The sequence below is a fragment of the Streptomyces sp. NBC_00154 genome, from assembly GCF_026342835.1.
Lineage (GTDB): Bacteria > Actinomycetota > Actinomycetes > Streptomycetales > Streptomycetaceae > Streptomyces.
This window is the reverse complement of record NZ_JAPEMI010000001.1, coordinates 2,198,581-2,212,391: the sequence shown is the minus strand read 5'-3', so window position 1 is coordinate 2,212,391 and position 13,811 is coordinate 2,198,581. Positions and strand designations below refer to the sequence as shown.

14 protein-coding genes and 1 pseudogene are annotated in these 13,811 nt (G+C 68.8%); 5 read left to right on the top strand and 10 right to left on the bottom strand.

Annotated features, from left to right (window positions below; genetic code table 11):
- Positions 1–47 precede the first annotated feature (47 nt).
- Entirely contained in the window at positions 48–1,601 is a 1,554-nt protein-coding gene (locus OHA03_RS09690; RefSeq protein WP_267002770.1) for an ABC transporter substrate-binding protein, read from the top strand.
- On the opposite strand, the gene OHA03_RS09685 is transcribed toward OHA03_RS09690, so the two are convergent.
- The 4 genes and pseudogenes from OHA03_RS09685 to OHA03_RS09670 all read right to left on the bottom strand — a co-directional run bounded on the left by OHA03_RS09685 (position 1,588) and on the right by OHA03_RS09670 (position 4,540).
- A complete protein-coding gene (locus OHA03_RS09685; RefSeq protein WP_267002768.1) occupies positions 1,588–2,325 on the bottom strand; it encodes a TetR family transcriptional regulator in 738 nt (245 codons plus the stop codon). The genes OHA03_RS09690 and OHA03_RS09685 overlap by 14 nt on opposite strands.
- Positions 2,326–2,362: 37 nt before the next feature.
- Positions 2,363–2,803 (bottom strand): thiol-disulfide oxidoreductase DCC family protein, encoded by a 441-nt coding sequence (locus OHA03_RS09680; protein ID WP_267002766.1) that lies wholly within the window; start codon positions 2,801–2,803, stop codon positions 2,363–2,365.
- Entirely contained in the window at positions 2,800–3,234 is a 435-nt protein-coding gene (locus OHA03_RS09675) for a hypothetical protein (RefSeq protein WP_267002764.1), read from the bottom strand. The genes OHA03_RS09680 and OHA03_RS09675 overlap by 4 nt, the downstream gene beginning before the upstream one ends.
- Before the next feature lie 67 nt (positions 3,235–3,301).
- A pseudogene (locus OHA03_RS09670) lies at positions 3,302–4,540 on the bottom strand (MFS transporter).
- An 88-nt stretch (positions 4,541–4,628) separates the two neighbouring features.
- Here OHA03_RS09670 and OHA03_RS09665 point away from each other — a divergent pair.
- Positions 4,629–5,138 (top strand): MarR family winged helix-turn-helix transcriptional regulator, encoded by a 510-nt coding sequence (locus tag OHA03_RS09665; protein WP_267002762.1) that lies wholly within the window; start codon positions 4,629–4,631, stop codon positions 5,136–5,138.
- A gap of 106 nt (positions 5,139–5,244) precedes the next feature.
- On the opposite strand, the gene OHA03_RS09660 is transcribed toward OHA03_RS09665, so the two are convergent.
- The 6 genes from OHA03_RS09660 to OHA03_RS09635 all read right to left on the bottom strand — a co-directional run bounded on the left by OHA03_RS09660 (position 5,245) and on the right by OHA03_RS09635 (position 10,159).
- Entirely contained in the window at positions 5,245–5,856 is a 612-nt protein-coding gene (locus OHA03_RS09660; protein WP_267002760.1) for a hypothetical protein, read from the bottom strand.
- Positions 5,857–6,037: 181 nt separating this feature from the next.
- The gene (locus OHA03_RS09655; RefSeq protein ID WP_030914518.1) at positions 6,038–6,796 is read right to left on the bottom strand and encodes a succinate dehydrogenase iron-sulfur subunit; all 759 of its coding nucleotides are present in this window, start codon (positions 6,794–6,796) and stop codon (positions 6,038–6,040) included.
- Positions 6,796–8,556, bottom strand: coding sequence for a succinate dehydrogenase flavoprotein subunit (gene sdhA / locus OHA03_RS09650; RefSeq protein WP_267002757.1), 1,761 nt, complete (start codon positions 8,554–8,556; stop codon positions 6,796–6,798). Before sdhA ends, OHA03_RS09655 begins: the two co-directional genes overlap by 1 nt.
- 29 nt (positions 8,557–8,585) lie before the next feature.
- Positions 8,586–9,062, bottom strand: a complete 477-nt coding sequence (locus OHA03_RS09645) for a succinate dehydrogenase hydrophobic membrane anchor subunit (protein WP_267002755.1) — start codon at positions 9,060–9,062, stop codon at positions 8,586–8,588.
- Between the two features lie 5 nt (positions 9,063–9,067).
- The gene (gene sdhC / locus OHA03_RS09640) at positions 9,068–9,448 is read right to left on the bottom strand and encodes a succinate dehydrogenase, cytochrome b556 subunit (RefSeq protein ID WP_078852596.1); all 381 of its coding nucleotides are present in this window, start codon (positions 9,446–9,448) and stop codon (positions 9,068–9,070) included.
- A gap of 183 nt (positions 9,449–9,631) precedes the next feature.
- Positions 9,632–10,159 (bottom strand): 2-oxo-4-hydroxy-4-carboxy-5-ureidoimidazoline decarboxylase, encoded by a 528-nt coding sequence (locus tag OHA03_RS09635; RefSeq protein ID WP_267002751.1) that lies wholly within the window; start codon positions 10,157–10,159, stop codon positions 9,632–9,634.
- Positions 10,160–10,479: 320 nt separating this feature from the next.
- Between OHA03_RS09635 and OHA03_RS09630 the strand changes: the two genes are divergently transcribed.
- The 3 genes from OHA03_RS09630 (at position 10,480) to OHA03_RS09620 (ending at position 13,729) form a co-directional block, all read left to right on the top strand.
- On the top strand, positions 10,480–12,084 hold the full coding sequence (locus OHA03_RS09630; protein WP_267002749.1) for a family 20 glycosylhydrolase: 1,605 nt from the start codon (positions 10,480–10,482) through the stop codon (positions 12,082–12,084).
- A 20-nt stretch (positions 12,085–12,104) separates the two neighbouring features.
- Complete coding sequence (locus OHA03_RS09625; RefSeq protein ID WP_323181189.1) at positions 12,105–12,995, top strand: DUF4328 domain-containing protein; 891 nt, start codon at positions 12,105–12,107, stop codon at positions 12,993–12,995.
- 170 nt (positions 12,996–13,165) lie between these two features.
- On the top strand, positions 13,166–13,729 hold the full coding sequence (locus OHA03_RS09620; protein WP_267002747.1) for a hypothetical protein: 564 nt from the start codon (positions 13,166–13,168) through the stop codon (positions 13,727–13,729).
- Positions 13,730–13,811 lie beyond the last annotated feature (82 nt).

The following is a 13,811-nucleotide window of genomic DNA, read 5'->3' as shown; positions in this document are numbered from 1 at the left end:
TTCTGAGCACATCTGCCCGGGTGGGGCTGGTAAGGGAGAGCACGGCAATGCGGTCGATCCGGGTACGGATTCTCGCGATTCTCGCGGTTTTGGTCATCGCAGGCGTCGGCGCCTGGCAGTTGCTTCCCTCTGACGAGGTGAAGAAGGATCCGATCACGGTCGGCACGACGGACGAGGTGACCTCACTCGACCCCGCCGGCGCCTACGACGCCGGTTCCTGGGCGATGTACAGCAATATCTACCAGTCCCTCATGACGTTCAAGTCCGGGGCGATCGTCCCCGAGCCGGACGCTGCCGAGAGCTGTGGGTTCATCGGCCAGAAGCTGCAGACGTACCAGTGCAAGCTGCGTGACGATCTGACCTTCGCCAGCGGCCGGAAGATCACCGCCGCCGATGTGGAGTACTCCATCGAGCGCATGATCAGGATCAAGACGGACGTCGGCCCCTCGGTGCTGTTCCCCAGCCTGAAGAACGTGGTGTCCGAAGGCCGCACGATCACCTTCAACCTCTCCTCGCGTGACGCGACCTTCCCGCAGAAGCTCGCCACCGGGGCCGGTTCGATCGTCGACCGCGACCAGTACCCGGCGGACAAGCTCCGCACCGGGAACCTGGTCGACGGTTCGGGGCCGTACATCCTGAAGTCGTACGAGCCGGGCATCAAGGCCGAACTGGTCCCGAACCCCAAGTACAAGGGCGCGCTGAAGGAGACCGGGGTCCCGGTCGACGTCCGCTACTACAAGCAGTCGGACGATCTCCTGGCCGCCTGGAAGTCCGGGCAGATCGATGTGACGCACCGGCAGCTGCCGCCCGCCACGCTCGCCGACCTCGACCCCGGCGACCCCGACCTGCACATCACCGAGGCGGACAGCGCCGAGATCCGCAACATGGTCTTCAACGTGCGCCCCGGGGCCCCGCTCGCCAACAAGAAGGTCCGGCAGGCCATCGCGTCGATCATCGACCGCGGACCGCTGGTGACCGACGTCTACAAGGGCACCGTCGAGCCGCTCTACTCGCTGATCCCGCAGGGCTACATCGGGCACAGCACGCCGTTCTTCGACGACTACCCGACGCCGGACCCGGCGCGCGCCAGGAAGCTGATGGAGGAGGCCGGGGTGCAGATCCCGCTTCACATCAACTTCGCCTACCGCGCCGACGACGCGTACACCAAGGAGACCGCCGAGCTGCGCCGTCAGCTGGAGGCGAACGGACTGTTCAAGGTCTCGGTCAAGGCTGTGGAATGGCAGGAGTTCCAGAAGGGGTACGCGGCGGGCAAGTACGACGCGTACACCGTCGGATGGCTGCCCGACTACCCGGACCCCGACACCTTCAGCCAGCCGCTCGTCGGCCGCGACACCAGCCTTCACAACGGCTACACCAGCAAGCGGATGGACCAGCTCATCTCGGCCACGCTGCAGTACAGCGACCGCAGCCGTACCGCGGGGGACTTCAAGGACCTTCAGGCCCTGGTCGGCGAGGACGTGCCACTGGTACCGCTGTGGCAGAAGAAGGACTACGTCGTCAGCACGACCGAAGTCTCCGGCTCGCAGTACCTGTCGGACGGCACGGGCATCTGGCGGCTGTGGGAACTCAACTGGATCTAGTCCCGGGTTCCGCGGCCGGTTGCCCGGCCGTCGTCCCGGGCAGGAACTCCGACAGTACGTCGTGGACCTGACGCACGAGCGGTCGCAGCACCCGGAACCGGGAGAGCGCGATCGCTCGTGCGCCGATCGGGGCGGTGCGTTCGACGAGACGGCGGCTGCGCTCGGCGCCCTCCGTCCGGTCGTACACCCAGAACAGCACCAGACCCATCTGTATCAGCCACATCAACTGCGGCAGCTCTTCCGCCATGTCGGGGTCGGTCTTGGTGCTGGAGCCGACCAGGCACCGTTCGTGAATGGAGATCGCCGCCTCCCGGGCTGCGACCGACTCCTTCGAGAACGGGGAGAGGGGGCTTTCCGGGTCGGCGGCGTTCTTGAAGAACTGGGCGGCGAAGCGGTGGTACGGCTCGGCCACGTCGAGCCAGCTGAGCAGCACCCCGCGGATGCGCACGGCCAGGTCCTTGTCGCCGGCCAGGACCGGCTGGACCGCCGCCTCGTGCTCGGCGGCGAGCCGGTCGTAGAAACCCTGGACGAGGTGTTCCTTGCCGGCGAAGTAGTAGTAGGCGTTTCCGACGGAAACCCCGGCCTCCTGCGCGATGGCCCGCATCGTCGTCTTGTCGTAACCGCGTTCCTCGAAGAGCCGGAGCGCCGTTTCGAGGATGAGTGTGCGGGTCTGCTCGCTCTTGGGAGCCTTGACTTCCTTCACGTCCTTCACTTCCTTCACCACGCCCCGAGGGTATCCGCCCGGACCGGTGGATGCGCCCCTAGCCTTCGAGGTCCGGGACCTGGCAGGCCTCGTCCCCGGGCCCGCAGGGGGCGGCCGTCACCGACCGGTACTTCGCGGCGGCCAGCACCGATGCCCGGGCGAACGGCAGGCCCGCCGGGGTGGCAAGCCAGTGGGCCTTGGGCCGGTGTTCGGCCAGCGCCCAGAGACAGACGATCCAGGCGGAGGTCCCGCGGTAGATCTGCCCCCGGTCGCCGATCACGGTGATCTCGGAGAGCGTCTCCGCGTGGTCGAGTCCGGGGAAGCGGCGCCGCGCCTCCTCGGAGGCCGCCGGGACGAGATCGAGCGGGACGAGCTGACGCTGCTTCATCAGCCAGTGCCGCACATGGATGCAGAGCGAGCACCGCGCGTCGTAGAGCACGGTGAGCCGTTCGACGGGCGTCAGCCGCCCGTCGAACGGGGCCGTGACCTGACCGGTCACCGGCCGGTGGCGGGTGCGGCCCACGGGCCCTGGCCGGTGGGGCCCGTCCAGCCCTGCGGCGGTACGGGCGGGGTCTGCTCGCGCTCCATCAGACCGCGGCGGCGGATCTTGTTGAGTACGTAGACGTTTCCGAGGTGCATCACTCCGAGGACGAGCAGGACGACGCCGACCTTCACCGAGAGTGCCTCGAAGAGCCCGCGGGCGTCGGCGACCCCGTCGGAGCTCTTCAGGTAGAGGGTGACGAAGCCCAGGTTGACCAGGTAGAAGCCGACCACCAGCAGGTGGTTGACGGCGTCGGCGAGCTTTTCGTTTCCGTGCAGGACGTCGGCGAGGAAGACCTTGCCGTTGCGGCTCAGTGTGCGGGCGACCCAGACGGTGAGCGCCACGCTGATCAGCAGGTAGATGACGTACGCGACAACAGTGAGGTCCATGCCCCACCCTCCCTTGAACGCGTTCAAAAGCTGTTGTCATGGACTGTAGACCTGTATTTGAACATGTTCAAGCCGGTACTCCGGGGTGGTCCTTCCGCGTGGTCCCGGACTTCGTGGCCGGCGCCCTGAAGTGCCGTACGCCCGGTATCGCCGCGGTCGCCAGACAGGCTGCGCCGACCGCCACCGCGGCTACGGCGAGCGGGACTTCGGCCCCCCAGGCCGAGGCGGCGAGCGGGGCCAGGGCGTAGCCGAGCGGCATCGCGGCGAGGGAGAGCAGCCAGTCGTACGACGTCACGCGGGCCAGTGCGTGCGCGGGCACCGCGGACTGGACCGAGGTCTCCCAGACCGGGCCGAGGAAGCCGAGGCCCGCCTGTGCGATGCCGTACGCGGCGATGGTCAGTGCAGCCGGCGCGCCCGCCGCGAGAAGGCCGAGCGGGAGCGCGTAGGTGGCGAGTCCCAGGTTGGCGACCAGGACCGGGCGGCGCGGGCGGGCGCGGCCGGCCAGCAGTGAGCCGAGCAGCAGACCGATCGCACCGGTCTGGAGCAGGGCGATCCAGACGGTCTTGCCGCCCATCTCCCGTACGGCGAGGGCCGGGCCCAGGGTCATCAGCACGGCCGCCGCGCCGTTCCAGGCGGCGTGGGCGATCAGGCTCGTCCAGTACCAGTCGCGGCTGCGGACCTCGCTCCAGCCCTCCTTGAGGTCGCTGAGCACCGATCGGCGCGGGATCGGCACGTGCCGGACCTTGGTGGCGGACAGCAGTGCGGCGCTCACCGCGAAGCTCGCGCCGTCCAGCACGAAGGCCCAGCCCGGACCGGCGGTGAGGATCAGGGTTCCCCCGAGGGCGGGGCCGGCCACCCGGGTCGCACTGTTCACGACGGCCATCAGGGAGTTGGCGCGCAGGAGTCCCGGCCCTTCCACGGTGCCGATGATCAGCGGCGACGCGGTCGGCATGGCGAACGCGCTCGCCGCCCCGCCGATCGCCTCGGCAACGGCGATCTGCCACAGCTGGGGTGCTCCGCCGAGCAGCTCCAGCCCGACGAAGAGCTAGGTCGCGCACCGTACGAGATCGGTGGTGAGCGCGACCGTACGGGCGTTGAAGCGGTCGCCGACGACGCCGCCGAGCGGCAGCAGGATCAGCTTGGGCACCATCGCGCACGCCAGGACCAGGGCGAGGGCGGCGGTCGAGCCGGTGGCCAGATAGACGGCGAGCGAGAGTGCGGTGGGGATGGCGGCGTCGCCGAGGAGGGAGAGAGTGCGTCCGATGAAGAGCAGGCGGAAAGCGCGCGTGCGCAAGGGATGCGACATGTGCAGGAATCTATTTCGGTGTCGAACTATTCGTCAACGAAATATCTGGTACCGAAGTATGTCGAGGCTCCGGGCGTACCCTTTTCTCATGGAGCGAAGCGACTGGACTGACGGACATGTGGAGCGGTGGAAGCCGGTGCTTCCCGACCTCGATCCCGATGTCGAGGGTGCGGTGACCCGTATGAAGAAGCTCTCCGTCCATCTGCGCCGGGTACGCGAACAGTCCCTGGTCGACTTCGATCTGGACCGCCAGGAGTTCGACACGCTCCACAAGCTCGCCGGACGCGGCGGAAGGGCGGCCCCCTCCGAGCTCGCCGCCGACCTCGACCTGGCCCCCGCATCCGTCACCGGCCGGCTGGACGCGCTCGAACGGCGCGGCTTCGTCCGCCGTACGCCGTCGACCACGGACAGGCGGCGGGTCAACGTGGAGCTCACCGAGGAGGGCCGCTCGACCTGGCTCGGCGCGATGGACTTCCTCGGCCACGAGGAGTACCGGCTGCTCGGCGTCCTCGACCGGGACGAACGCGCCCTGCTCAACGACATGTTGCGGCGCATCATGGTCGTCGCGGAGGACCGGGACGGCGCCCCGTGGGACTGAGTGCCGCCGGGGCCCGCACTGCCTGAACGGCCCTGCTCCGCAACGCCGGGAGGGGCGTTGCCGGCGCCCGGCCCCGCCCCCCGTTCCGCCGTCCGGCCACTGGTCGTCAGATGCTCAGCGAACGAGCCGTGTTGATCTGGGCCATCACCATCTGAAAGGTCTCCGGGCCCGTCGCCGCGATCATCGTCGAATGGTGCCGGCCGCCGCTGGTCACCGAGACCTGGATGAAGCCGGTCGTCCTCTTCTCCTTCATCAGGAGGAAGAGCAGCCCGATCAGACAGAGCAGGGCGAAGATGATCGCGAGCACGATCGCGACCGTCGGGATCTTCTCCTCGGTGCGCGACATGTCGGTGGCCGTCCACACCGCGCCCTTGAGGGGCATCGTGCCGGACGGCGTCACGATCGAGTCGTTCATGACGGTGATGTCGCCGAACGACAGCATCGGCGCACCGCCGCCGGCCCCCGGGCCCTGCTGCGGCGGGAAGCCGTAACCGGGCAGGGGCGGCTGGTTCGCGTTCGGGTAGCCGTAACCGGGGCCCTGCTGGGCCGCGGGGTCGGGCAGCTGCTGCGGGTAGCCGTACGTCGGCGTGCCCGGGCCCGGCGTGCCCGCACCCGGGTAGCCGTACCCCTGGGCGTCCGGGACGGTGGGCGGATTGCCCGGCTGCTGAGGAGGTCCCCACTTGCCTGAGTCGTCCGCGTACGGATTCGGATCGCTCAACGTTCCCCGCTCTCGATCAAGCTTGTGCGCCCCGCGCCTTGCTGCGCCGGGGGCGGCGAACCGGTGTACGGTTCCGCACGACCGTACCGTCAAGCCCCGAAGAGCGCAGCAAGAGGCCCCGCTTCCCGCGGCGTTGGCGCGGGAAAACGGGGCCTCCAGTGCAACCGGCGTAGCGGAAGGGTCAGAAGCGGCGCGTGATCAGGGCGCGCTTCACTTCCTGGATCGCCTTGGTGACCTCGATGCCACGCGGGCACGCGTCCGTGCAGTTGAAGGTGGTGCGGCAACGCCACACACCGTCACGGTCGTTGAGGATCTCCAGGCGCTGCTCGCCGCCCTCGTCACGCGAGTCGAAGATGAAGCGGTGCGCGTTGACGATCGCCGCCGGGCCGAAGTACTGGCCGTCGTTCCAGAAGACCGGGCACGACGAGGTGCACGCGGCGCACAGGATGCACTTGGTGGTGTCGTCGAACCGCTCGCGGTCCTCGGCGGACTGCAGACGCTCGCGCGTCGGCTCGTTCCCCTTGGTGATGAGGAACGGCATGACATCGCGGTAGGCCTGGAAGAACGGGTCCATGTCGACCACGAGGTCCTTGAGGACCGTGAGGCCCTTTATGGCCTCGACCGTGATCGGCTTCTCCGGGTTGATGTCCTTGATCAGCGTCTTGCAGGCGAGCCTGTTCTTGCCGTTGATCCGCATCGCGTCGGAGCCGCAGATGCCGTGCGCGCAGGAGCGACGGAACGTCAGCGTGCCGTCGACATCCCACTTGATCTTGTGAAGGGCGTCGAGAACACGCTCCTTCGGGTCGATCTCGATCTGGAAGTCCTGCCACTGGGCCTCGTCGGAGACCTCGGGGTTGAAGCGGCGGATCCGGAAGGTGACCGTGATGTACGGGGAGGCGGCGGACTCCGCCTCCACCTTGTCCAAAGTCGGGGTTGCCATCAGTACTTACGCTCCATCGGCTGGTAGCGGGTCTGGACGACCGGCTTGTAGTCGAGCCGGATCGACTCGGTGCCGTCGTCGGCGACCTCGCGGTACGCCATGGTGTGGCGCATGAAGTTGACGTCGTCGCGGTTCGGGTAGTCCTCGCGGTAGTGACCGCCGCGGGACTCCTTGCGGGCCAGCGCGGAGGTCGCCATGACCTCGGCCAGGTCGAGCAGGTTGCCCAGCTCGATGGCCTCCAGGAGGTCCGTGTTGAACCGCTTGCCCTTGTCCTGGATGGACACGTTCAGGTAGCGCTTGCGCAGCTCGGCGATCTTGTCGACGGCCGTCTTGATGGTCTGCTCGGTACGGAACACCATCACATTGGCGTCCATGCACTCCTGCAGCTCCAGACGGAGCGTCGCGACCCGCTCGGTGCCCGTCGAATTGCGCAGCCGCTCGACCTGGTCGATGACCAGCTGCGCCGGGTTCTCGGGAAGCTCGACGAAGTCGTTCTTCGCGGAGTACTCGGCGGCGGCGATGCCCGACCGGCGTCCGAAGACGTTGATGTCGAGCAGCGAGTTGGTGCCGAGACGGTTGGCGCCGTGCACGGAGACACACGCGACCTCGCCGGCGGCGTACAGGCCCGGGACGACGGTGGTGTTGTCGGCCAGCACCTCGCCCTGGACGTTGGTCGGGATGCCGCCCATGGCGTAGTGCGCGGTCGGCTGGATCGGGATCGGGTCCGTGTAGGGCTCGATGCCGAGGTACGTACGCGCGAACTCGGTGATGTCCGGGAGCTTCGCGTCCAGCTGCTCCGGCGGCAGGTGCGTGAGGTCGAGGTAGACGTGGTCGCCCTCGGGACCGCAGCCGCGGCCCTCACGGATCTCCGTGTAGATGGAGCGGGACACGACGTCACGGGACGCGAGGTCCTTCATGACGGGCGCGTACTTCTCCATGAAGCGCTCGCCGTCCTTGTTGCGGAGGATGCCGCCCTCACCACGGGCGCCCTCCGTCAGCAGGATGCCCATGCGCCAGATGCCCGTCGGGTGGAACTGGAAGAACTCCATGTCCTCCAGCGGCAGACCGCGGCGGTACGCGGCGGCCTGGCCGTCACCGGTCAGGGTGTGGGCGTTCGACGTCACCTTGAAGAACTTGCCGGTGCCGCCGGAGGCGAAGATGATCGCCTTCGCCTGGAAGACGTGGATCTCGCCGGTCGCCAGCTCGTACGCGACGACGCCCGCGGACTTCTTCAGCCCGGTCTCGGGGTCCTCCTGCAGCAGCAGGTCCAGGACGTAGAACTCGTTGAAGAACTCCACGCCCTCCTTGACGCAGTTCTGGTACAGCGTCTGGAGGATCATGTGGCCGGTGCGGTCCGAGGCGTAGCAGGACCGGCGGACCGGGGCCTCGCCGTGGTTACGGCTGTGGCCGCCGAAGCGACGCTGGTCGATCTTGCCCTCGGGCGTGCGGTTGAACGGCAGGCCCATCTTCTCCAGGTCGAGAACGGAGTCGATGGCCTCCTTCGCCAGGATCTCGGCGGCGTCCTGGTCGACCAGGTAGTCGCCACCCTTGATCGTGTCGAAGGTGTGCCACTCCCAGTTGTCCTCTTCCACGTTGGCGAGCGCGGCGGCCATGCCGCCCTGCGCGGCGCCCGTGTGGGAGCGGGTCGGGTACAGCTTCGTGAGCACGGCGGTACGGCTGCGCTTCGTCGACTCGATGGCCGCGCGCATGCCGGCGCCGCCGGCGCCGACGATGACGGTGTCGTACTTGTGGATCTGCATGATTTCCTCTGGTCCCTCTGGCCCGGCGCCTAGCGGATGTTCGGGTCGAAGGTGAAGATCACCAGCGTGCCCAGCAGGACGGTGAACACCGTGGCGGTGTACAGGAGCATCTTCAGCCAGAAGCGGGTGTTGTCCCGTTCGGCGTAGTCGTTGATGACCGTACGGAGGCCGTTGGCGCCGTGGAGCATGGCCAGCCACAGCATCGCCAGGTCCCAGACCTGCCAGAACGGCGAGGCCCAGCGGCCCGCCACGAAGGCGAAGCCGATCTTGGAGACGCCGCCGTCCAGCACGAGCTGGATCAGCAGGTGGCCGATGACCAGGACGACAAGAACGATGCCCGACAGGCGCATGAAGAGCCAGGCGTACATCTCGAAGTTGGTGCGCGAAGCCTTGGGGCTCCTGCCCGTCCGCTTGCGCGGGGGCTCGATGACCGGGGCCGGGTGGTCGACGTCGTAGAGGCTGACGCCTTCGACGGAGCCGATCGCGGCGGAGGACTCGGTGGACATTGGCCTCAGCTCCCGAAGACTTCGCGTACGGCGTGGCCGAGGACGGGGTACAGGGCCCCGACCATCAGCACGACCCAGATACCCACGGCAGACCAGAGCATCTGCTTCTGGTAGCGCGGGCCCTTGGCCCAGAAGTCCACGGCGACGATGCGGAGACCGTTCAGCGCGTGGAAGAGAATGGCGGCCACCAGGCCGTATTCGAGGAGCGCGACGATCGGCGTCTTGTACGTGGCCACGACGTCGTCGTAGGCCTCGGGGGAGACGCGGACGAGAGCGGTGTCCAGGACGTGTACGAACAGGAAGAAGAAAATGAGGACACCGGTGACTCGATGAGCCACCCAGGACCACATGCCTTCCCGGCCGCGGTACAGCGTTCCAGCCGGCACGGAAGAACCCTCCGGGAGCGGGGATTGGGGTCGGCCGGCTTGACTGTCGGTCTGACCCGGCCGGGTACGGTCCACCGGCCCCGGCCATCGTAGCGACGGTTTGTCGGTTCGTTCGCGCGGGGGCCTCTGGTGTGATCAAAGTGGCAATCAAACAGGCACGGACGGGCTAGGGGTGTCCGGCTTTCAGGGCGTGTCCGCCGGGTCCTTGTCCGTCATCAGCTCGATGATGCGGCCTCGTGCCAGTCTGCGCATCTCGTCCGCCGTGACCACCCGCTCCTCGTCCAGGTCGTGGCCCAGCCTGGCCCGGATGCCGGCCAGCACCTGGTCCGGGTGCTCGGAGGGCAGGAAGCCGTCCAGGCAGATCACGAAGACATGGCCGAAGCGGCACTCGTACGCGGCGTGCGCGGCGCTCAGCGCGAGATGCGCGGACGGGGGTGCGGCGTGGTGCAATCCGGGGGAGTCCTCGGCGGCGAGTGCCTCGGCGAGATCGGCCGGGTCCAGGTCGTATCCCGCCTCGTCGGCGGCGGCGAGCAATGCGCCCAGATCGGGAAATGGACGGTGGGCGGCCAGCCGCTGTGCCCAGCGGTGGCTGCCGCAGCAGCCGAGCAGGGCGGCTTCGGCGGCGGCGGGCGATGCGGTGTTGAACCGGTCGAGGCCGCGGGAGGGGGCGCTGACCCGGGCCGGGGCCGGACGGCAGTTCTGGACGGGCACGGCGGGCCGGACGTCGTGTTGTGGTGGTGGTTCGGGGAGGCCGGCGTGGGACTCGCTGGGCCTGGACAGCGTGGGCTCCTCGGATCATCGGCATCTGTGACCCTGGCGTGGTGGGACGAGAGAGACCAGGGGGATGCAGGGTGAGGGAGAGATGAATGTGATCCAACGCTAGCGAGCCGGGGTAACGGCCGTCCGACGGATGCGCGAATATCACCCGGAAGCGAGAGTTTCGGAACGTCCGATGGACGAACCTCTGAGGAGAATGCCCGGCTATCTCCATGCTTTTGCCCTATTGCCCCTATACCGGAGGTTTCTGAACGATGTCGCTCTCACGGGGTGCGCTCGTGGCCGGAGCTGCCCTCACTGCGGCGGCCGCGGTGACGATCACCGTCGTCGTCTGGCCGGAAGTGTCCGACACCGGACGCCAAGAGGGGACGGCCGGGGCCAGCACGCCCTCGCACGCGTCCCCTTCGCCGACCCGTAGCTACCCGCTCTCCGTCGCACCCCGCACCATCCCCGCCGTACGTGAGCACATCCCAGCCCGGGGCCCCGGCTGGCGGCCGGGGCCGACCAGCGCCGTCGTGATCGGCGACGGCAGCGGGGCACTCGCGGACGAGGCGCAGCTGCTCGCCAAGGAGCTGAAGATCAGTTACCGGGGTGCCGTCCCCGCCCGCGCGGGCGATGTCGAGCTGGCCCTCGGAACCCCCGGCAAGGGCGCCCCCGAGTCGTACACCCTGAGGACCCACGACGGGCGGGTCACCATCACCGGCCCCGACCAGGCGGGCGTCTTCTACGGAACCCGCACCCTCAAACAGGCGCTGCGCGCCGACGGCACCATGCCCGAGGGGGAGGTGCGCGACCGCCCCGACCGGTCGCAGCGCGGGCTCAACCTCGACATCGCGCGCAAGTACTACAGCGTGGGCTGGATCGAGGACCGGCTGCGCGAGATGGCCGACCTCAAGCTCAACCAGTTGGGCCTGCACTTCTCCGACGACCAGGCATTCCGGATCCAGTCGGACACCCACCCCGAGGTGGTGTCGCCCGAACATCTCACCAAGGCGGAGGTCCGTCAGATCCTCGCCCTCGCAGGCCGGCTGCACATCGATGTGGTCCCCGAGATCGACTCCCCGGGCCATCTCGGCGCCGTCCTGCGCGCCCACCCCGAACTCCAGCTGCGCAACACGGCGGGCGTGGCCTCGACCGGGTCGATCGACATCTCCCGTCCCGACGCGGCGAAACTCATCGACCAGCTGATCGGCGAGTTCGCGGATCTCTTCGGCGGCAGGTACTGGCATCTCGGCGGTGACGAATACCGCGCGCTGACGGTCCAGAACCCCGCCGCCTCGTACCCGCAGCTGCAGCGTGCCGCCCAGCTGAAGTACGGCGCGGCGGCCGGCATCAAGGACCTCGCCACCGGATGGCTCAACGACCGGGCGGCGGTGGTGCGCCCGCACGGCCTGCAGCCGAAGGCCTGGAACGACGGCTTCTTCCGCGGCGGCATCGTCCGGGCCGACAAGGGCATCGAGGTCGAGTACTGGACGGGCAAGGAGTACGGCGCACGGCCGCCGGAGGAGTACCTGAGCGAGGGTCGCCGGGTGGTGAACCTCAACGACGAGTTCCTCTACTACGTGCTCGGCCAGCCCAATCAGTTCGTCTACCCGACGGGTAAGCGGATCTACGAGCTGTGGACGCCGCTCGTCCTGCGCGGCACCCAGCCGGTCCCGGCCCGTTATTCGGGCCAGATCCTGGGCGGCCGGTTCGCGGTCTGGGGCGACCTGCCACAGGCACAGACGCCGGCGCAGGTGGCGGCGGGGATCCGGATGCCGCTACGGGCCACGGCCCAGAAACTCTGGGATCCGAGGAAGCCGGCGCTGAGCTGGAGTCAGTTCCAGGCGCTCGCCGGGACGATCGACAAGTCGGGCTGAGTGGGCCGTACCGGATCTCGATGGACATCACGGTGGGCCGGGGCTACATTCCGCTTGCCGCGCGCTCCGGGGGTGGAGACGCGCGTTCTTGTGAAAGATTCAGAACCCTGGGGGGCCACTTCATGCTGTGCTCAACCTGCCGCATCAGACCGCCGGTCACCGCGGAGGGGCTCTGCATCCTGTGCGCCGGCCCTGTCGGGGCGTCGGCGCCGATGCCTGCGGCTCCGTTCTTCGCGTCGCCGCAACAGCAGCTGCGCTCACCCGACGGGCTCGCGAAGGCCGTCGTCATCCTGCTCGTGGTCGCCGCCGCGGCCGACCTGCTCGCCGTGCTCGCTGGGCTGAACATCCGCAGCCTGCTCGGCGATGCGCTGGACAACGGCCTGGCGACGCTCGACGACGCCGAGGCGGATCGCGCCGACAACCTGTATGCGGCCTCAGGGGTCCTTCAACTCCTGGTGATGCTGGCCACCTTCGTCGTCTTCATCCTCTGGTTCCGGCGGGTGCGGCTGAACGCCGAGGTGTTCGACGCGAGCATGCAGCAGATGAAGCCCGGATGGGCGGTCGGCGCCTGGTTCGTCCCGGTCGCCAATCTGTGGCTGCCGCGTCGGATCGCGGGCGGCATCTGGACCGCGAGCGCCCAGACCCACACCGACGGCAGCTGGCGCACGGTTTCCGTGGCCCCGGTCAATCTGTGGTGGGGGGCATGGGTCTGCTCGTCGCTCTTCTCCCGGTACGCCTCCCAGCAGTACATGAAGGCAGAGGAGGCGCAGGAGGTCATGGACGCGGCCGGCCGGATGTTGGCAGCCGATGCGTTCGGCATCGTGGCCGCGGTGTTCGCGATCCTCTTCGTGCGCAAACTGACCCGGATGCAGGGGGAGCGGGCGGCGCTGGGCATGTATCCGCTCAGCTGAGGACGGACCCGCTGAGGCTCAGCGGGGGGACGAACCCCCGTTGGGGTGCGATTTCAGACTCCAGCAGTGACGATTTTGAGCCATTCGACGCTGAAAGCGGTATGCGGCAACGGGAAGCGCCGCGTCCCCGTGCGGACCCGTACGGGGACAGGCCGACGGGGGAGAAGCCGATGAGCCTGCTGGAACTGATCGCCACCGCGGACGAGCGGGCACTGGTCGCGAGCGGAACCGCCTGCCTCGACCGATGCCTGCCGCAGCCCGCGGAGGGCGCCGACCCCGACCCCCTGCGTCCGCTCTGGGCGGCCTGCGCCAACGGCGACGAATGGCCGGACCGCCTGGCTGAGGCCCGCGCGGCGCTGAACGACGTGCCCTCCGGGGTGGACGGGGCGATACCGGCGATACGGAAGCTGCTCGGTGAAGCGCCTGCGGAGCGGACGGATCCGGGGCTGCGGGCGTGGGCGGACGCCTGCTCCCTCCTGGCCCTGGAGGTCCACCTCGGGCAGGACGCGACACCCGCTGCCGGGGACGATCTGCTGCGGCGCTGCCGCGAGGACGGTCCGACGGAGGCCGGGCCGCTGGTCACCGGGGAGGTGCGCCGGCAGATCCGGATCCTGGAGATGCTGGCGGAGTCTGCGGGGGCGGGGCTGCGCCAGGTGCTTGACGTCTCGACCGAGGGACAGCGCGTGCTCCGTGCGGCGACGTCGCGGCGGGCGCGCGGGCGCGGGCCGGCGTGATCGAACCCGTTCGGGCGCACAGACAGGTGTGCACCAGGACCTCGCGGTGTTCAAGGGAGAGCAGCCGTGACAGAGCGGTGGC

What these genes read in the sequence shown, in the direction of transcription:
- OHA03_RS09690 (WP_267002770.1), top strand. Translation starts at nt 48, where the DNA reads ATGCGGTCGATCCGGGTACGGATTCTCGCGATTCTCGCGGTTTTGGTC.
- OHA03_RS09675 (WP_267002764.1), bottom strand. Translation starts at nt 3,234, where the DNA reads ATGGACCTCACTGTTGTCGCGTACGTCATCTACCTGCTGATCAGCGTG.
- OHA03_RS09665 (WP_267002762.1), top strand. Translation starts at nt 4,629, where the DNA reads ATGGAGCGAAGCGACTGGACTGACGGACATGTGGAGCGGTGGAAGCCG.
- OHA03_RS09655 (WP_030914518.1), bottom strand. Translation starts at nt 6,796, where the DNA reads ATGGCAACCCCGACTTTGGACAAGGTGGAGGCGGAGTCCGCCGCCTCC.
- sdhA (WP_267002757.1), bottom strand. Translation starts at nt 8,556, where the DNA reads ATGCAGATCCACAAGTACGACACCGTCATCGTCGGCGCCGGCGGCGCC.
- OHA03_RS09645 (WP_267002755.1), bottom strand. Translation starts at nt 9,062, where the DNA reads ATGTCCACCGAGTCCTCCGCCGCGATCGGCTCCGTCGAAGGCGTCAGC.
- OHA03_RS09630 (WP_267002749.1), top strand. Translation starts at nt 10,480, where the DNA reads ATGTCGCTCTCACGGGGTGCGCTCGTGGCCGGAGCTGCCCTCACTGCG.
- OHA03_RS09625 (WP_323181189.1), top strand. Translation starts at nt 12,105, where the DNA reads ATGGACATCACGGTGGGCCGGGGCTACATTCCGCTTGCCGCGCGCTCC.
- OHA03_RS09620 (WP_267002747.1), top strand. Translation starts at nt 13,166, where the DNA reads ATGAGCCTGCTGGAACTGATCGCCACCGCGGACGAGCGGGCACTGGTC.